General features: G+C 33.7%; 19 protein-coding genes. 9 read left to right on the top strand and 10 right to left on the bottom strand.

The window, feature by feature from the left end; all coding sequences use genetic code 11:
- The first annotated feature begins 1 nt into the window (after position 1).
- The 3 genes from T367_RS0119640 to T367_RS0119630 are packed head-to-tail and all read left to right on the top strand — an operon-like array spanning position 2 to position 1,591.
- Entirely contained in the window at positions 2-400 is a 399-nt protein-coding gene (locus tag T367_RS0119640) for a hypothetical protein (RefSeq protein WP_035846441.1), read from the top strand.
- Positions 401-404: 4 nt separating this feature from the next.
- Positions 405-869 carry a DinB family protein gene (locus tag T367_RS0119635; RefSeq protein WP_027421353.1) on the top strand — a complete coding sequence of 155 codons (465 nt, stop codon included), beginning with the start codon at positions 405-407 and terminating at the stop codon, positions 867-869.
- 2 nt (positions 870-871) lie between these two features.
- The gene (locus tag T367_RS0119630; RefSeq protein WP_027421352.1) at positions 872-1,591 is read left to right on the top strand and encodes a hypothetical protein; all 720 of its coding nucleotides are present in this window, start codon (positions 872-874) and stop codon (positions 1,589-1,591) included.
- Between the two features lie 44 nt (positions 1,592-1,635).
- Here T367_RS0119630 and T367_RS0119625 read toward each other — a convergent pair whose 3' ends face one another.
- The gene (locus T367_RS0119625) at positions 1,636-3,435 is read right to left on the bottom strand and encodes a T9SS type A sorting domain-containing protein (RefSeq protein ID WP_027421351.1); all 1,800 of its coding nucleotides are present in this window, start codon (positions 3,433-3,435) and stop codon (positions 1,636-1,638) included.
- A 204-nt stretch (positions 3,436-3,639) separates the two neighbouring features.
- Between T367_RS0119625 and T367_RS23290 the strand changes: the two genes are divergently transcribed.
- Positions 3,640-3,954: a hypothetical protein gene (locus T367_RS23290; protein WP_051568692.1), complete on the top strand. Its 315-nt coding sequence runs from the start codon at positions 3,640-3,642 to the stop codon at positions 3,952-3,954.
- Positions 3,951-5,042: a DNA polymerase IV gene (gene dinB, locus T367_RS0119615; RefSeq protein ID WP_027421350.1), complete on the top strand. Its 1,092-nt coding sequence runs from the start codon at positions 3,951-3,953 to the stop codon at positions 5,040-5,042. The genes T367_RS23290 and dinB overlap by 4 nt, the downstream gene beginning before the upstream one ends.
- Positions 5,043-5,047: 5 nt before the next feature.
- Here dinB and T367_RS23285 read toward each other — a convergent pair whose 3' ends face one another.
- The 8 genes from T367_RS23285 to T367_RS0119575 all read right to left on the bottom strand — a co-directional run bounded on the left by T367_RS23285 (position 5,048) and on the right by T367_RS0119575 (position 12,812).
- On the bottom strand, positions 5,048-5,977 hold the full coding sequence (locus tag T367_RS23285; protein WP_035846426.1) for a GSCFA domain-containing protein: 930 nt from the start codon (positions 5,975-5,977) through the stop codon (positions 5,048-5,050).
- A complete protein-coding gene (locus T367_RS23280) occupies positions 5,967-6,680 on the bottom strand; it encodes an ABC transporter ATP-binding protein (protein ID WP_051568691.1) in 714 nt (237 codons plus the stop codon). Before T367_RS23280 ends, T367_RS23285 begins: the two co-directional genes overlap by 11 nt.
- Entirely contained in the window at positions 6,667-7,677 is a 1,011-nt protein-coding gene (locus T367_RS0119600; RefSeq protein ID WP_035846417.1) for an iron ABC transporter permease, read from the bottom strand. The genes T367_RS23280 and T367_RS0119600 overlap by 14 nt, the downstream gene beginning before the upstream one ends.
- Before the next feature lie 24 nt (positions 7,678-7,701).
- Positions 7,702-8,817: an ABC transporter substrate-binding protein gene (locus T367_RS0119595; RefSeq protein ID WP_027421348.1), complete on the bottom strand. Its 1,116-nt coding sequence runs from the start codon at positions 8,815-8,817 to the stop codon at positions 7,702-7,704.
- Positions 8,807-10,087 carry a polysaccharide deacetylase family protein gene (locus T367_RS0119590; protein ID WP_027421347.1) on the bottom strand — a complete coding sequence of 427 codons (1,281 nt, stop codon included), beginning with the start codon at positions 10,085-10,087 and terminating at the stop codon, positions 8,807-8,809. The genes T367_RS0119595 and T367_RS0119590 overlap by 11 nt, the downstream gene beginning before the upstream one ends.
- Positions 10,084-11,226 carry a non-hydrolyzing UDP-N-acetylglucosamine 2-epimerase gene (wecB, locus tag T367_RS0119585; RefSeq protein ID WP_027421346.1) on the bottom strand — a complete coding sequence of 381 codons (1,143 nt, stop codon included), beginning with the start codon at positions 11,224-11,226 and terminating at the stop codon, positions 10,084-10,086. Before wecB ends, T367_RS0119590 begins: the two co-directional genes overlap by 4 nt.
- Before the next feature lie 60 nt (positions 11,227-11,286).
- Positions 11,287-11,976 (bottom strand): RadC family protein, encoded by a 690-nt coding sequence (radC, locus tag T367_RS0119580; RefSeq protein ID WP_027421345.1) that lies wholly within the window; start codon positions 11,974-11,976, stop codon positions 11,287-11,289.
- Positions 11,977-12,104: 128 nt separating this feature from the next.
- Positions 12,105-12,812 (bottom strand): hypothetical protein, encoded by a 708-nt coding sequence (locus T367_RS0119575; RefSeq protein ID WP_157454324.1) that lies wholly within the window; start codon positions 12,810-12,812, stop codon positions 12,105-12,107.
- A gap of 169 nt (positions 12,813-12,981) precedes the next feature.
- Here T367_RS0119575 and T367_RS0119570 point away from each other — a divergent pair, with 169 nt between their 5' ends.
- Genes T367_RS0119570 through T367_RS23275 form a run of 4 tightly spaced genes read left to right on the top strand, consistent with a single transcriptional unit; the run spans position 12,982 to position 17,264 of the window.
- On the top strand, positions 12,982-13,590 hold the full coding sequence (locus tag T367_RS0119570) for a hypothetical protein (RefSeq protein ID WP_027421343.1): 609 nt from the start codon (positions 12,982-12,984) through the stop codon (positions 13,588-13,590).
- Positions 13,591-13,605: 15 nt separating this feature from the next.
- The gene (locus T367_RS0119565) at positions 13,606-14,052 is read left to right on the top strand and encodes a rhodanese-like domain-containing protein (protein WP_051568690.1); all 447 of its coding nucleotides are present in this window, start codon (positions 13,606-13,608) and stop codon (positions 14,050-14,052) included.
- 17 nt (positions 14,053-14,069) lie between these two features.
- Positions 14,070-16,553, top strand: coding sequence for a replication restart helicase PriA (priA, locus tag T367_RS0119560; RefSeq protein ID WP_027421341.1), 2,484 nt, complete (start codon positions 14,070-14,072; stop codon positions 16,551-16,553).
- Between the two features lie 9 nt (positions 16,554-16,562).
- Positions 16,563-17,264, top strand: a complete 702-nt coding sequence (locus T367_RS23275; protein WP_051568689.1) for a lysophospholipid acyltransferase family protein — start codon at positions 16,563-16,565, stop codon at positions 17,262-17,264.
- A gap of 31 nt (positions 17,265-17,295) precedes the next feature.
- Here T367_RS23275 and T367_RS0119550 read toward each other — a convergent pair whose 3' ends face one another.
- Positions 17,296-18,471: a PP2C family protein-serine/threonine phosphatase gene (locus T367_RS0119550; RefSeq protein ID WP_169736091.1), complete on the bottom strand. Its 1,176-nt coding sequence runs from the start codon at positions 18,469-18,471 to the stop codon at positions 17,296-17,298.
- Between the last annotated feature and the right edge of the window lie 257 nt (positions 18,472-18,728).

Genomic DNA, 18,728 nt, shown 5'->3' with positions numbered 1-18,728 from the left:
TGTGGTAAAATTGTATTTAATCTTATTATTCGGTCTTATTCATATAGTTGGTATTGCACAAAATGATACAGTTGAAATAGTATCATACGAATTAAAAGGTAAATTAATCAACGAAGTGAACTTACCACCTCATTGCGGATATTTTTTATTTGCGACCGTTTTTGAATTTGAAATTATTGAATATTCGGATTCGAACTATATGTATAAATCAATTGGTGTGCATTTTACATGTCCCGAATTTAATAAAAAGAACTTTTTTGAGGTCGGCAGTATTTATAAGATTCGAATTGTAGATGAAGCTGCGTCCGTCGATCATATCACAAATGTTTCTGTGTTGGAGAAGTATGATTTAGCGCAAAATTTATGGGCAGAAAAAGTAAAAAAAATAAATAAATTCTGAACACATGCAAAAAAACGCAATGTTAGTCGCACTCATGGATGAGTATAGAAGATCAACAATTGACTTGAAATCGATTCTATCTGGAGTTAATCAAGATTTATTCGAAAAAATAACAGACAAGCAAGCAACAGATCCAGATTGCAAATCAATCGAAACAATCTGTTTTCACATAATACAATCCGGATATACTTATGCCAATTACATTAATTCGATATTTGAGAAAAATGTATGGATAGAATACAATGAAAAGATAGTTACTCCGGCAAAAGTGATACAGGAACTGAATAAAATGCTCAACTTTACAGAACAAGCATTTGAAGAATTCTGGGATAAATCAAACGAAGAAATTGAGCTATTTAAAATTCAATCAAGATGGAATGTTAGTTATGATATTGAGCAACTAATGGAACATGCCATAGTTCATATTTTGCGGCATCGTCGTCAAATTGAAAATCGAATAAATAGATAAATATGAAAAGCTCATTACTATTAGCAGTTATAATCGCTTCCTTCCAATTCGCTTGTCAAAACGAACCTAATGTTACGCTTATTCCTTTGAATAACGATACCCTACTTTGGAATAAAACGACACTAGAAACCAAAGCTCAATCGCATTTAGACAGCTCGAATTGGGATATCACAATGCTTCAACAAGACATTGAAAATTACAAAAACTATAAAGAAATATTCGACAGTTACCCACTTCGGAAAACACCCTTTCCTGTTGCTGAATACGAATATGCAGTTGCAAGTAATTCATTTATACTTGAAATTGATTCACATATATTTAAAGTCGTAACAGTTGGTGAATACGAAAATTTTGATAGCGATTCCATCATTAATCAGCTCACATTAATAGTTTTAACGGAAGATAAGGAAGCTGATGAATCAACACTGGTCGAATCACGTAATGCGCCTTATTTAACTGCAACGGGCTATTTCAAATTCGAACAGCATCAATATGATTGGGTTTTCACTGGAAGTCCTGACGGATATGCTAACCTACTCATCAACATGAAATTATTCGATTTACGTTTCGGGCGTACCGTTGTCATCATTCCTCACTCCGATCTTTCATTCAGGTATCTACAAATCAATGACTCACCCAACAATTATACAAATTGGGAAGCCTTTAAAAGCAAGCTTATTTTAGATGAGCAAATTAATAGTGCATTGAAAGTGGTTAAATAAACACAGCTTCTGCATTGCAATCTTCCCGCTACATTAAAACGATACTACTGTCGAATAATTTTAGAAACTTTATTCCCTTCAGATGTTTGTAATTCGATGATATAAACACCATTTGCAAGATGTCCAACATCTAGAATTATATTTTGTGATGCCTTCATCGATTCTTGTAAAACAATCTCTCCTGTTAAGGAATAAATAAGTAAACTATTGATTGTAATTTTATTTTCTGTTTGAATATTTAATCTATTTTTTGTTGGATTAGGGTAAATTGAAATATTATTTAAATTGTGCTCAATAATTCCTGTTTCATCCAAAACAACTGTCACTTCATGACAAATAGTATGCGTTCCACAAATAGGGTTATTAGCCTCCAAACAAACATCATAAGTCCCTGCTGTTTCATATATATATGTCGGATGTTGTTCTTCTGAAGTACCACCATCACCAAAATCCCAAGTCCAAGTTGTTGCAGCATAAGATTCGTCTTCAAAATCAACCTCCATATAATCGCTTGTAAAATCGAAACCTGCACTAATAGAGTCACATGCGATACAAACTGTAGAATCAATAAATTCAGGTATAAGCACATCTGTTTCTGGTGTTGATACAACCCACGGACATTCATTAATTATGACAATACCAGGCATTATACTTGTTCGGCTGGTTGTCTCTGTTGCTCTTATTTCGTACTCTTCACATCCACTTATACCTTCTTCATCCGTTTTTATAAAACGAATATTGCTACCAAAATCTTCTTCTCTATGATCCATAGACATGAATAAATAACCATCATCCTGTGTAATTTCAACACGCGAATTATTAGTATACCCTACATATTGTTTTGACCAAAGTATTTCACCCATGGCATCAATTTTTGTCAAAAAACTTCCATCTCTACATCCAGCATACCCAGACATAATAAAATCACCTTCAGGTGTTTCACGAATTGATCTGCACCAATCATCACAATATACCAATGCATACGATTTAGTCCATAAAGTATCACCAACAGCGTCAGTACGAATAATATAATATTCACTTTCATAACCTTCACCGGCATAGGCTCCAATAACAAGTCCACCGTCAGCCGTTTCAATTGCACTAAAAGGAATTGAAACCGCAGTTTCATTGTGATAAGCTTTTGTCCATAAGGTATCTCCTTCCGAATCTATTTTGAGCAGATTGACATTAGATCCTTCCGGATTAAAATCGGTACTCCCGCCAGCCAATAAAATACCATTATCACTTGTTAGCTCCATTGAATATAAATCGTCAATATCATTTTTCCCATATGTATATGACCAAATTATATCACCATCATCATTAATTTTTGATAAAAAATAATCCTTTCTTCCCTCTCCAAAACTTAGTGTAAAACCTGCAATAACAAACTCATTTTTATTGATCACTTTTATACTATGTAATTGCTCCAAATCTTCACCACCATACATTTTAGACCACACCTCTTCTCCCATCGCATCAACGCGAATTATGTATATATCATAATACAAAGCGTCAAAACTTGAAGAATGTCCGCCTATTATAAATCCTCCATCTGGTAATTGTTCAATCGTAGTTGCGTAATCTCCTGAAAGTCCACCATAAGTTTTTGTCCATTCAATATCCCCATTCATATCTGTTTTATTCAAAACAAAATCAAAGTTTCTTTCAAAGCCATAATCAAGACTGGCAACATGCGCATATCCGCCATCCGCACATGTTATAACTTGACCAGAAATACTGGGTAATGGAGATGCATAAATTTTCTGGAAAGTTATTTGTCCAAAAACTACTGTAATTGGAATTAAAATCAATAAAAATGTAGCGAGTAACGATTTTTTCATATCAATAGTTTTAATTATTTCATGATAAGTACAATTGCAATAATATTAAGTTGTCTGATTGTTTGAGATTATACAAGTTTATAATTGTAATAAAGTGATGAATTATCTAAATTCGTAGGATGAATTACTCATTATTTAGTCAGAAATTCTCGTAATAATTCGATTGAAAATATATTTCAGAACTAAAAAATAATTCAAATTAGTATGTCATCAGAAGAAACGCTTTATATTGAGATAGGTCATTCGATTCCAAACAGTGAGCAGAGTCAAATGTTTGGCAAACCTTGTTTTAAGGTGAATGGAAAAGCATTTATTGCTTTCTTTCAAAATGAAATGGTATTTAAATTAGAAGGAGAAAGTCATAGTTTAGCAATAAATCTTGAGGGCGCCCAATTGTTTGACCCTTCCGGAAAAAAACGCCCAATGAAAGCATGGGTGCAAGTTCCTTATGTATTTAGCGATCAATGGACGGCGTTCGCAAATGCTGCGGCCGAATTTGTTATCGAGACAAGTAGATGACAGCCATCGATCCAAATCGAAAGATTATTCATATAGACATGGATGCATTTTATGCTTCTGTTGAACAATTGGACAATCCTGATTTAAAAGGAAAACCAATTGCTGTTGGCGGAGGCGAAAAGCGAGGAGTTGTTGCAGCTGCCAGTTATGAAGCGAGAAAATTCGGTGTAAAATCTGCCATGTCTAGTGCACTAGCCAAAAGAAAATGTCCGCAATTAATCTTCGTAAAACCCCGATTCGAACGCTATAAAGAAATTTCTAACATGATTCGAAAGGTCTTTCATGAATACACAGATTTAGTGGAGCCTTTATCGCTTGATGAAGCATTTTTGGATGTAAGTGCTAACCTAAAGGGACATCCTTCTGCCACAGCAATAGCTGCAGAAATTCGACAAAAGATTTTTGAAGTGACTGGATTAACCGCTTCTGCGGGAATCTCTATCAATAAATTCACAGCCAAAATTGCGAGTGATATAAATAAACCGAATGGACAAAAAACCATCAAACCAAAGGAAGTTGTTGCCTTTTTAGAATTATTATCTATTCGAAAATTCTTTGGAATTGGAAAAGTAACAGCGGATAAAATGAATAGTTGGGGCATTTATAATGGCGCTCAATTAAAACAACATAGCCGTGAATTCTTGGTCCAAAACTTTGGTAAATCAGGTAATCATTTCTATGATATCGTGCGAGGTATACAATACAGCGAAGTGAGACCTGACCGGATTAGAAAATCTGTTGGTACGGAACATACTTTTGAAAACAATATTTATACTGAAACTGATGCTTTAATTGAATTGGAAAAAATTGCGAATGAATCAGTAAAAAGGCTAAAAAAAGCAAAAACTAAGGGTAAAACGGTCACAATTAAACTAAAATATAACGATTTCACTCAAATTACCCGGAGTAAAACAATTTCAGATTTTACAGATCAAGCCAATCATTTAATGAAGGTAATTAGAGAGATTATGAAAGAAGATTTGATGCAAAAACCAGTGCGATTATTAGGTGTTTCAATGTCTAATTTAAAGGTTGATAAAGAAGAGGAATTGGCCAAGAACAAACCCCAATTAACGTTCAAATTTTAACCAACTTATTTAAGTAGCTGATCAATTTGACGTTGAATTTCCGCCGCTTTAAGTTTTAACTTTTCGTCAGGTTTTGATTTCACAATTTGCAAATGATTCTGCAATAAATACAACTTCTCTTTTAATCGAATGATTTCTTTTGTTTTTGGTGTAAAATAAGTATCAGACAATACTTCAAAAACGTAATTCACCGCCTGATTTGTTGGATGAATTAAATCTTCTTTATAAAAACGATAATCCCTTAAATCATCTATTATCAATTCGTAAGCTGGAAAATAATGAACAAAACCGAATGATTCAACCAAATAATGCGTCAATAAATGCAAGGTAGATTTACTCAGGTTATTTTCATGTAGACCATCCTTAACGTGTCGAACAGGACTGACAGTTAATAGCACTTCCAATTTAGGATTGATTGTTTTTAAATCACGAATAAAATTACGGTAGTCAGCCTTTAGATCGGTTAAATTCAGTAATTCCTTTTTAAAATTAACCTGTGGAATTTTATGGCAATTGGCAACAATATTATTCGATTCAATATGTCGATAAACCCAAGCAGAACCGAATGTTAAAATAAGTCTGTCCGCAGCTAATAATTGTTTCTTTAATGTATTCTGAATGTCGTTTAATTGACGCGTTAAATCTTCTTCCGATTCGCTATTAATTCTCGAGTGAAAATCATAATGAAAACTAGATTCATCCCGTTGAAGGAACATATCAGTATCTACTGCGTCATTAATTGTGTTTTTTAAATTTTTTAAAATAGAATACGGATTAAAAAGCACACCAAAAGGATTGATTTCAGCTTTAAAACCAACTGACTTTAATCGATTACCTACCGAATCGGCAAAACAAGATCCAATACTAACAATTTCTTGCTTAGGATTGATAAAATCCAATTGAGGAGCAATATTTAAGGTTGTTCTAAACTTCATCTAAACCAAAACTTTTATAAATATCAGCTTTAAAAGTAGCTGGATTTTTCAAGTTCAACAATTGTCCTTTTTCAATTAATAAAACGGTGTCACAGTACTTTTCCAAATCATCAGTTTGATGCGTTGAGAACAAGATTAATTTACCTGTCTTATCTACAATTTCCCGCATTAATTTCATTAATTGATGTCGGTTCACTAAATCAAGAAAGGCGCTCGGTTCGTCCAGAAGAATTAGTTGCGTGTCTTGCACCATTGCCCTACCAATCATGATCATTTGCTTTTCTCCATCACTTAAATCAGTAAAGCGGCGGTCACTGAACTTACCTAAATTCAATAAGGCTATAATCTCATCGACCTTCACTTTATCTTCAGCAGTCAATTTAGCCATTAAATTCTGATAAGGTAAACGTCCAAGATTCAATACCTCTCGCCCGGAGTGATTTCCAAATAAAGTTGGTTTCGTTGCGACTACGCTAATCAATTTTGCCAAGTCTTTTGCCGCAAAATCACCAATATTCTTATTGTCCAATGTTATTGTTCCTTCGAATAAGGATTTATTACCTAGAATAGATTTAATTAGGGTTGACTTTCCAGCACCATTTCGTCCCATTAAAGCGACTAAACCATCCTTTAATTCCAAATCTTGAATTTGAAATAGCGGTCCCCCATCCGTTTTGATATGAACGTTTTTAAATTTCAGCATTTCGTTTGTTCATATTCATTATCACCCAAATAATTATAGGTGCTCCAATTAAAGCTGTTACAGTATTTACAGGCAATGTATTCCCACTCAATCGTACAACGATATCAGCTAGAATTGCCAAAAATGCTCCACCTAAAAAAGCGAGTGGAATAATAACCGAATGATTTTTCGACTTTGTCATCCTCCTTATTAATTGTGGAATAGCGATTCCGATAAAACCAATGGGACCACAATAAACAGTGACTATTGCTGCCAATACCCCAGTAATTAGAATGATTAAAAATTTTGTTCTTTTGATATGAATACCTAAGGAATTTGAATAATCTTGGCCTAAAACCAAGCCATTTAGCGGTTTTATCAAGAAAAAACTACAAAGTATTAAAAAAATGATACCGGTTGAAAAGATGGTCAATTCATGGCTATTCAAACCTTCAAAACTCCCCAATCCCCAAATCACAAATGCTCTGGTATCGGCCATACTTGCAGATAAATATAAAATATTGATCAAAGCTGCCGTGAAATAACCAAACATCAAACCAGCAACTAATAACGTTACGGAACTTTTAATAAATCGGGAGATAAAAAGCAATAAAAACAAAACAGCAATTGCTCCAGCCGAACCGGCACCAATAATTCCAAAAAGACCTAATACAGAAGACATACTCGCTCCACCTAATACAACAAAGGCCACTCCTAATGATGCTCCAGAAGTAATACCAAGAACGCCCGGACCAGCCAATGGATTACGAAAATAAACTTGAAGAATTAATCCCGCAACTGACAAAGCTCCACCAGCAAATACGGCCACAATGGATCTAAAAAATCGACTTTCGATGATGTAAGACCAGGCTGCATTCTCCACCACTTCTCCTTTAAAGATACTGATCACATCTGCAGCAGGTATTTTTACCGCACCATATAATATATTCATGACAACGGCTAAAAGAATACCCATTCCAAAAATAATAAATAATATGGCGTCACGCTTTACAATCATTCAGTACTATCTTTTAAGAGAAAATCACTTCAATAATTTAAAGTATTTTGAGTCGAATTGCACATTCGCAGCTGCTGCTTGAATGTCTTTAAGTATCACATCCGGTTCAATTGTACCTTGCGCAAAATAATCAACATTAACTGTATTGCAAAAATATACTTGTCCTTCTTTCACCGATTTAAATTCGGCATACACTTCCTCTTCCTTAACCAAATCGGCAAGTGTAAAATCCTGCGGTCTTTCAGCAATAATGAACCAATAATCAGCCGATACCCCATCATTCCACACGGTTTCTTTTGGTAAACTAATATTTTCAGTTCCTTCCGTATCAGCATAAAAATAATTCAATCCGGCATCCTCAATCAACTGCACTCCTACCGATTGCGGCGAAGGCATATACCAAATTTCATTAAAGGGAACATTCATTATAAAACTTTTCTCTTGCGATATATTATTTGATTTCAATTTTAAATAATTAGCTTCTACTTCCTGAAAATATGCATTGGCTAATTCTGGTTCACCTAATAATAAGCCAAATAACTTTACCCATTCCAAACGAGCTAATTGAGATTCTTCCAAATACTCTGCAATAAACAGCGATTTTAAGGCGCCATAACTTTTGTCATTACTTACATCAATCCCAAAAGGATAAATGGTAAACAATTCAGCTCCTGAACCCAATAGTGATTCTGTATCCACTTTTTCAGTCAAACAAATCTCAAAGGCATTGTTATTTTTCAAAATTTGTTTAACACCGTCGTTGACAACATAGTTTAAACCACAGATTCCTTTAATTAAATTTGTTTTACCCAACTGATTTATGAAGGCAATATGCGTTGTTGACTGACAAGCTAAACTTTGAACAGTTCCATTGATTGCTTTAACCCCATTAGGTAATTGAATGGTATCGTGATAAACAATGTAAATACTATCTCTAAAAAAGGTATTCGCTCCAAACGACTTGGTAATTATTTTAATAAAACCATTCCCTTTTTCTAATTCAAATCCTTTGGCATAGTTGACGCTGAAGACTTCAGGTATTGTTAATTCAATAACTGAATCATTCTGGCTGTCATTGTGTTGAATACAACTAAATTGAAGTACTAATAAGCTTAAAAGCAATAAATAACTATATCTCATACATTTCGTCCTTGTCTATATTGTCTACTTTTATTAAATTCATTGTATGATCGAGGACATCTTTCCATCCTTCCCACTCATCAATATTGGTAATTGAACTATTGTGCCAAATAAACATAAAAAGGCCACCTACAGCTTTGATTTCATTCGTTAGACGGTTGATTTCATTTTTCGCTTCTCCTGGTGTAAATTCAAGATAATCTTTAAATGAATTGTCCATATATGCAAAAGGAAATATGGATAGAGCCGTTTTTTTATTTTTTGCTAGATTGAAATATCTAAAAGGAAAAGAAGTTCCTGCTCTAAAGCCAACCTCATCGGTAAAGCCCATTGAAAAATCGCGTTTAATTCCATTTTCCACTAAGATATCATATGTTTCAGGGAATTTTATTTTCAAAAAATGCTGGCGACTTTTAACGACTTCATGTCCTACAATTTCTTCTAATCGCTTGATTTCATTTTTAATTTTACGGGCATCTAAATAACTTGCATAAGATGGATGAATCCCCATTCCTCCAATAGAATTAAGACCTCTAATTAAAGATCCATAATTACTATTGGTCCATTTAATATTCTTATCATATTTCGCCCAATCCCCTAACAAGGTAAAACATATAATTCTGTGGACTTTGGTCGCTACTAAATTAATTTCCGCATAGGTATCATAAGGATCTTTTTTTGTTCCTGTCAATACAGCCAGGCGTTCAACTATGTTTTTACCTTTAGCAAATCCTCCGATTGTTCGAAAGAATGATCTGTTTTTATATGCCCAAGCGACATCGATATCAAATGAAGGTACCCCTTCAAATTTTGATGCTATTGGTGCATAATCCAATTCTAATTGTTCCCAAAACCCTTTGACTAAAATATCCACCACTGGTTGGCGGTGGAGGTTTAATTTTACGAGCGCGTTATTTTTACTCAAAAATCGGTCATGATGATCTCTTTCGGTCTCAAAATGCTCCTCGTATCTGGTTAGTAAAAAGAATATAACACCTAAATGGTCTGTTACACCATCAATTGCTATTCCACCAGTTTCTTTTGTGATTATTTTATTAGCATAAATGCCCTCTTCAAATAAAATTCCTTGCGGATTTATTTGCAGTTTGGCAGGCAAACTTTTTGACGAATAATTTAAGTCATGGCGCTTTAACTTATGCCATTCCAATTCGTTTGAAACTACATTATACTCTTCACCTTTTCTTTTAAAACAGAAATCTAAAACATAGTTCAGCCTTTTTGAATGATGCTCAGAGAAAACGTTTATCATTTGATATGGGTAATAATTTCGTTGCAAATAAATTCTGCAGCCATACCATCACCAAATATATGTGGGAATTCAATATTATCAAGTTGAATAAAATGCTCATACGCTGCTACAATTCTATCATAATCAGCGTCACATAAAATTGCTGCTCCTTGTGCAACAATTTCAACCCATTCTGTTTCTGGTCGTAAAATAAGACTTGGTTTTTTAAAAAAGTAAGCCTCTTTTTGAACGCCACCACTATCTGTCAAAATCAATTTTGCATTCTTTTCAAGCGCAATCATTTCAAGGAAAGAAACGGGATCGATTATTTTAACATTAGGCAAGTCTTTTAATTTAGTTTGCAATTCTTCAGTTAACAACTGATCCATCATTTTTTTAGTACGTGGATGTAACGGTAAAATTATGGTCTCACTTTTCTCTTTCGCTAAATAAGTAATGGCCTTAAAAATATTGTTTAAAGCAATAGGATCATCCGTATTCGCGTTTCGGTGAATAGTAGTAAGAATATATGGTGTATTAAAATCAACCTCTTTTAAGCCTTCAGAATCTGTATTTGCTTTTTCAGCGAAATAAGTAGAATTATCGAACATGATATCACCACAATGATACACTTTAGGGTTATCAATTGAATAAGGCCCTTCATTGCCTAATTGAAAGCCTTCCTTTTGTAAATTACTTACACCTTGTTCTGTTGGTGAAAAAAGTAAAGTAGACATATGATCACAAGAAATTCTATTTAACTCTTCTGGCATCGACTTATTGTAGGATCTTAATCCTGCTTCAATATGGACGACTGGCACACCTATCTTTGCAGCAGCTAAACTACCTGCAATGGTCGAATTTGTATCACCGTAAACCAATAATGCTTGCGGCTTTTCATTTTCGATAATTTCTTCAATCCCTGATAACATTTTAGCAGTCTGTTCGCCATGCTTTCCAGAACCTACATTTAGATTATAATCCGGCTTAGGAATTTCTAATTCTTCAAAAAATACAGCAGACATATTTGCGTCATAATGTTGACCAGTATGCACAATTACTTCTTTAATTTCTTTAGAAAATTTATTCTTAATAGCTCTACTTATTGCAGCTGCTTTAATAATCTGTGGCCTTGCGCCTATGATGGTGATAATCTTCATTAAAATTTTTCTTTGTCTACAAAGTTAAATTTTTATCCGTTCAATCTTAAAGAAGTAAAATCAAAATATTCCTTCGTCGGCAAAACTATAATAACCTTTATCGGTAATAATTAAATGATCGAGGACAGGTAGGTCAATCATTTTACCAAATTCCTTAATTTTTTTTGTCAAATCTATATCGGCTTGGCTGGGTTTAAGATTCCCTGAAGGATGGTTGTGACAAAGGATTATAGCTGCTGAAGTTTGTGCCAATGCAGATTTAAATATCAATTTGCCATCGACTACAGTTCCTGAAATTCCACCTTTAGATATTAATTCAATTGATTTTATTTCGTTAGACCTACTTAAATTTAAAATATAAAATTCTTCATGGTCTAAATCCTGAAATCTTTGAATCATCACATTGTACACATCTTGAGATGATCCGATCCGATCTTTAGATTTTCCTGCTTCACTTTGTTTTCTTCTACCCAATTCTAGGGCAGCAGCAATCGTTACGGCTTTCGCTTGACCGATTCCTTTAAACTTAGTCAAGTCATGAATTGATAAACGTGCCAATCTATTCAAATCATTATCTACAGACTCGAGAATTTCTTGGCACAATTTCACAGCTGACTTCTCTCTCGTTCCTGATCCTATTAATATGCCTAGAATTTCGGCATTTGATAAGGCTCCTCTCCCCGATTCTACCAATTTTTCTCTTGGTCGATCATCTTTTGACAAATTTTTAATTGAACGGTATTGGGTCATGATTTTGGGTTATCACTCAATAATTCATACGTTATTATTCCTTAAACAAAGCGCATATTGTTAAGTGCATTTAGGTTAAAAATAATAAAAAAAAGAGAAGTTTAATAGTTTAAGCAATTGATAGTCAATTACAATTTAATGGTTAACCCTACGATAATTGGAGGCCCACCGATTGATGCTTCAAAATTAAAGCCAATGATGCTATTCGGAAAATAATGTAAGCCTATCGCTATTTTAGCATGCACAGGTAAATCACTTCCTGATGGTATTGTAATAGGTAAAAAGTCTGAACCGACACTAGAAACTCCAAAACCAAATTGCTCTTCAAAAATTGGTTCGTAATCCTTATCATCAGCCTCATAAGTAAAAACCCTTTTTCGAATGCCAAGGTTTACGCCCGTATAGACATTTACTTTCTCTGTAGAATAAAAATGAAAATTGAATCTAAGAGCGATTCTATATCGCGTCATTTTTTCTTGAAAATTTACGTCTTTTAATATTTCATTTCCTATTATCGAATCCCTGTTGAAAGTTACTTCAGCACTATTATACATAAAGTCAAGACCTAAGCCTATTTTGTCCATCAATAAATAATCGACTTTGATTCCGTAGACACCTCTCAATTTAATTTTTAAATTTTCTTCACCATTAAACCCTCGATAATACATATTCATCCCTCCAGAACTAATATCAAAAACATCAGCATCATGACCGAATAGATCAAGATAAGGTATACCTAAAGTTGGTGTAACAAGTATATTCCCTTTTTTGACTTGACCAGACGCGCTGAAAAAGGTTGCAAAAACAATAAGAAGGGTAATTAATATTTTGGTCAAATTCATCAGTTAAAAATAATTGGATCGCATAAATATAGATAAATATCCTTAAAACAAAATCTTACAGGCAAACTCAGAAAGCCCTTTTAGTTTTAGAGGACATAAATTACTACACTTAATTGTAAAATTCAATAACTAATTCGGTATAAAAATTACTTACATTTGTATTATGCGCAAAATTCTACTTGTTGTTCTGGTTTTCATATCTGTACAGGCTTTTACTCAAATTTACAATCGCGAAAGTCGTGTAAATATTGGCATGAGCAGTATTGCTTTAGAGTTTAAGAATAAGTTTAACTCAATTAATGATACCAGCTTAACACAATTTGAATTTGTTACAAAATCTCCAATAATTTCTTTTACACAAAGTTATGTTTTAGGAAGAGTAATCAGTATTTCTGGTCGGATTGGCTTCCAGTATTTAAATCTCTTTTATAACAATACACATTACGGCTCCCCTATTGTATTTGCAAGTGTAAGTCCAGAATTAACTTTATACAACGGCGAGAAATTCGATTATTACTTAAAACTACAAATTGGCCTTACTTATTGGTTCAATAACCCAGAAATATTAGACAGTGATATCCGACGATTATTTTCTGAAAAAGCAACACTTTTCACTGGCTTTACACTTGTTGGCATCAATTATATGATCTCACCGAAATATGGTTTGAATACAGAATTAACATTGTGGTCGCCAGAATTAATTTCGGTTGGAATTGTTCGCCGTTTTTTAAGAGGATCAATACCTTCGGATATGGACATGAGAAATCTTTAAATTAAAATCAAAATTATGTATAAAAGTATTATTTCAATTTCATTAGTTTCTATTCTCTTATCATGCGGAAGCAGTTTAACTGAAGAAGCACCTCTAGAAAATGCTCAAGAGAATATTGAGGAAACCACTTTAATTGAAAACATTTCGGAAGTAGAATTAATCATTGAAGATGTTGACGCAGATAAATTTAAAGCGATATCTGCTGAGGAAGGAACAATTATTCTAGATGTTAGAACGCCCGAGGAGTTTAATGAAGGTCATGTTGATGGAGCGATAAACATCAACTTCTACGGTGAAGGTTTTGAAGCAGCCTTGGACACTTTAGCAAAAGATAAAAACGTAGTCGTTTATTGTATGGCTGGTGGAAGATCGGGAAAAACCAGTCGTTTATTAAATGATAAAGGATTCAGTAAAGTGTATAATTTGGAGAATGGATTTGGTAATTACCCATACCGCGATTAACAATTCGAAATCAGCACATGACTGAAAGAAAAACTTATTTTGTTGATGTAATAATACCTTTGAGTATACCGAATCGTTATACTTATCGCGTTCCCTTTGAGTTAAATCAAGAACTTGAATTAGGTAAACGAGCAATCGTACCATTCGGGAGGTCAAAATTTTACACGGCTATTATTTCAAGAATACATGAAGAAATTCCTAAAGATTATACGGCCAAATATATTGAGCTGATCTTAGATGAAACACCGATTGTTTTACCTCAACAATTTAAGTTATGGGATTGGATATCGGAATATTACATGGCAGATATTGGCGATGTAATGAATGCAGCTTTACCAAGTAACTTTAAATTAGCCAGTGAAACTGTTATCGTTCTACATCCTGATTACGAGCACAATTCAGAAAACTTGAACGCCAAAGAGGCTTTAATTTTAGATGCTTTAGAATTGCGAACAGAATTAACATTAAAAGAGGTTGGTGAGATTGTTCAAATCAAAACCATTCAACCTATTATTAAAGGTTTAATTGAAAAAAGAGTTGCGATCGTTTCTGAAGAATTAAAGGCAAAATATAGCCCTAAACAAGCTAGTTTTATTCGTTTAGCTGATCAATATGCGGACAATGATAAACTAAGTGCATTATTGAATGAATTAGAGTCGAATAAAAAGAATGAAAAGCAGGTCTATGCCTTACTGAAAATTGTCTCTATTATTGGCATAAATACAGCAGAGCAAATTCCAGTTCTCAAAAAAACTTTAGTCGATGATGACATTTCAAATTCGACACTAAATACATTGTCAAAAAAGGGAATCATTGAAATATTTTCAGCTGACATCTCTAGATTGAAAGATGCGCTTGATGATAATGAACCTATAAAAGCACTGAGTCCAAGTCAAGAAACTGCTTTAATTGAAATTGAGGAGCATTTTAAAACTTTAAATACAGTTTTATTACATGGGGTAACTTCCTCCGGAAAGACTGAGGTCTATGTAAAACTGATTCAAGCTGCGCTAGAAAAGGGAGAACAAGTCTTATTTCTTTTACCTGAGATAGCTTTGACAACACAATTGATTAATCGACTCAGAAAATATTTTGGAGATTTAGTAGGTGTTTATCATAGTAAGTTTAATCAAAATGAACGCATTGAAATTTGGAATCACGTGTTAAATAACAGTGCTGAAAAATACAGAATAGTTCTTGGAGCGAGGTCGTCAGTATTTTTACCTTTTAATAATTTAGGTTTGGTCATCGTTGATGAGGAGCATGAAAACTCTTTTAAACAGTATGATCCTGCACCAAGATACAATGCTAGAGATTTAGCGATTGTTTTGGGCAATATGCATAAAGCTAAAACACTTTTAGGCTCAGCAACGCCATCAATTGAAAGCTATTTTAATGCCAAAGAAGGTCGTTATGGACTGGTTGAACTTTCAGAACGTTTTGGAGGTGTTCAAATGCCAGAAATATTGGTCGCAGATCTCGAAAAAGAGACCAAACAAAAAACAATGAAATCACATTTTTCGTCATTTTTGATGGAGAAAATGGAGGAATCTTTTGAAAATAAGGAACAAGTTATTTTGTTTCAGAATCGAAGAGGCTACAACCCTATTTGGTCGTGCGAATTATGTGCTTGGACGCCTCAATGTACGCAATGTGATGTTTCACTGACTTATCATAAATTGAGTAATGTTTTAAAATGTCATTATTGCGGTTATTATACCAGTCCTCCATCTTCTTGTGGAAGATGTGGAAGTAGAAAATTAAAGATGTTAGGATTTGGTACTGAAAAGATTGAAGACGAATTCAGCCTATTCTTTAAAGATAAGACCATTCAAAGAATGGATTTGGACACCACTAGAGCAAAAAATGCATACGAACAAATCATAAACGACTTTGAACAACGAAATATTGATGTATTGATCGGAACACAGATGATCACCAAAGGTTTGGATTTTGACAATGTTGGATTAGTAGGGATTTTAAGTGCCGATCAATTACTAAACTTTCCGGACTTTAGAGCGTTTGAAAGAGCGTATCAATTAATGGCACAAGTTTCAGGAAGGGCTGGTAGAAAGAGCAAACGAGGAAAGGTTATTTTACAGTCATTTAATCCTAATCATTGGATCATTCAAAAAGTGATTAGCAACGATTATATCGGCATGTATACGCAAGAATTGGTTGAGCGACGCAATTTTCACTATCCTCCATTCTATCGCTTGATATACATTCGTTTGCGACATAAAAACGAAACAACATTAACAGCTGGGTCGATTGATTTAAGCAAAAAATTAAAATCAATCTTTAAAGATCGCGTTTTGGGTCCTGAAGCTCCATCGGTATCGAAAGTTAGAAATTATTATATCAAGTTTATCGTGATAAAGTTTGAACGAGATGCGTCACCTAAGAAAGTTAAAGATATTATAAAAGAAAAAATAAACGTATTTTTGGGTGATCATGACTACCGATCTATTCGTGTAGATATTGATGTAGATCCCCAATAAATAAAGTGTATGATTGCTGTTTTTTCAGTCGTAAAATTATTCTTTTTTGGTCTTTTATCGCTGATTTCCATAATATTGGGAGCGCTATTATATCCATTTCGTATCAATGAGGTGATGATGCTTATCATGCGCAAATTTTGGAGTCCCGTTGTACTTAAATTACTTGGTGTCAAAGTTAAGATTGAAGGATTTGATAAGGTTGACAAGAATGCCAATTATTTAATCATGGCTAATCATAATTCGTTTGTTGACATCCCTGTATTGAGCCATTCATTACCTTTTAATACATTTTTTATAGCGAAACAAGAACTCGGAAAAGTACCATTATTAGGTTGGTATATTCGAGCTTCAGGAATGATATTAATCGATCGGTCTAACCGTATAAAAGCAAATCAAAGCATCGCTCTTGCAGCCAACTATATTGGGAATGGTAAAGTTGTGATTATATTTCCTGAAGGCACTAAAAGCAAAGACGGTAATATTGCAATTTTCAAAAAAGGAGGATTCCACCTAGCTCAGCAAGCTCAAACACAAATTCTCCCTATTAAAATTGAAGGTGCGCGTGAAGTTTGGCCCAATAAACGTCCGTTTTGTTTAAGGAGAGGTGTCATTAAATTAATTATTGGAACACCTATTCAACCACAAGAATTACAAAGTATGGAGATTGGTGCGCAAGCAGAACATGTTCGTTCAATCATTACAAACTTATAATTCATAAAAAAGTATAGATTTTTAGTCAATCTTAAACGGCATGAATTTCACCATCACATTTTTCAAAATTTACGAGATCTACTGCCTTCACTCCCATTATACAAACATCATCTATTTGATCATGATCGCCTTTCCATTTTTTAAAATACTCGTCTAAATACTCTTTCTGCTGATCACATTCAAATCTGTGCAGTTTAAGAATAAGTTCCTTGAACGCTACAATCTTCAACTTCTTTCCTTTCCAACCGCCCAATTGATCAGCAAATCCATCTGAAAACATGTAGATTACATCATCTGGTTCTAAAGCGAATTCATGTAAGGTAAATGGTGTAACCTTGAGATAATTACTGACCGGTTCTCGATCAGGATATAAGATCACAATTTTATTTTTTCGGACAATCCAAAGCGGTCGATTCGCTCCAGCAAAGTATAATTTTTCATTCATTATACAGCAAAAGGCTATATCCATTCCATCATAAATAAACTCCTTTGAGCTGCTAAACTTATCAATAATCAATTCTCTCGTCTGATCTAATATTTCATTTGGATATTTGAGTCCATAATCCTTAATCGCACTATTCAAACTGTTTTGACAAATCACAGCAATAAAGGATCCTGGAATTCCGTGCCCTGTACAATCTCCTACAGCAAAATAGCGAATATTTTCAGATTCGTAAGCCCAATAAAAATCACCAGAGATAATATCCTTCGGTGCATAGAAAACAAAATTATTTGGCAGAATTGAATTGAGTTCAGACTTGTTTGGTAGCATCGCTTGTTGTATTCGCTTGGTATAATTAATCGAATCTATTAAGTCGATATTTAATTCGTCTGCTCTTGATTTTTGAAGATAAACATCTTCCAGATTCAACTTAATACTTTTTAAGAAAAAATTAATTATGAAAAACAGGGTAAAGAAAAGGGTGACAATATTAAAGGCATTAGTAAGCACAACTTCTGCAGGTTCAAGAATAATCATTGGCTGAATATCCAATGGATTAAACTCATTAAAAAGATATCCTAGGGTAGAAAAAACAAGCATAGCCCAAGAATTTACTGGCTTTAATGATAAAGCAAAACCTGTAATAGCTAGTGGAATTAAAAATAAGTGAATGGTATTACAATTGACGAGAGATGAAGTTAAAATGATGTTTATTTGGAGGAATAGACCAACAATAATAAGCATTTCTATTTTCTTATATTTCACTATCGTAAGGTATCCAATATAGCATAAAGTTGTTACAAATAATTGCCATAAGCCTATGTTATAGGCACTGTTATAAAAAAACAGCACCGTAAACATTAAATTAACAATCGAAATCAAGAACATAATAAGATTAATAAATAATCTAATCTGAATCTGTTTCTTCGGTAATTCTAAGTCAATACCACGAAATGAGATGCTACGAAAGGCTCGAAAAGTTGGAATAAAATTCATTTATAGCATTTTGGGTACTTACAATA

The sequence above is a fragment of the Crocinitomix catalasitica ATCC 23190 genome (assembly GCF_000621625.1).
GTDB lineage: Bacteria > Bacteroidota > Bacteroidia > Flavobacteriales_D > Crocinitomicaceae > Crocinitomix > Crocinitomix catalasitica.
Note: the sequence above shows the minus strand (reverse complement) of the source record. Positions and strands in the feature narration are given on the sequence as shown.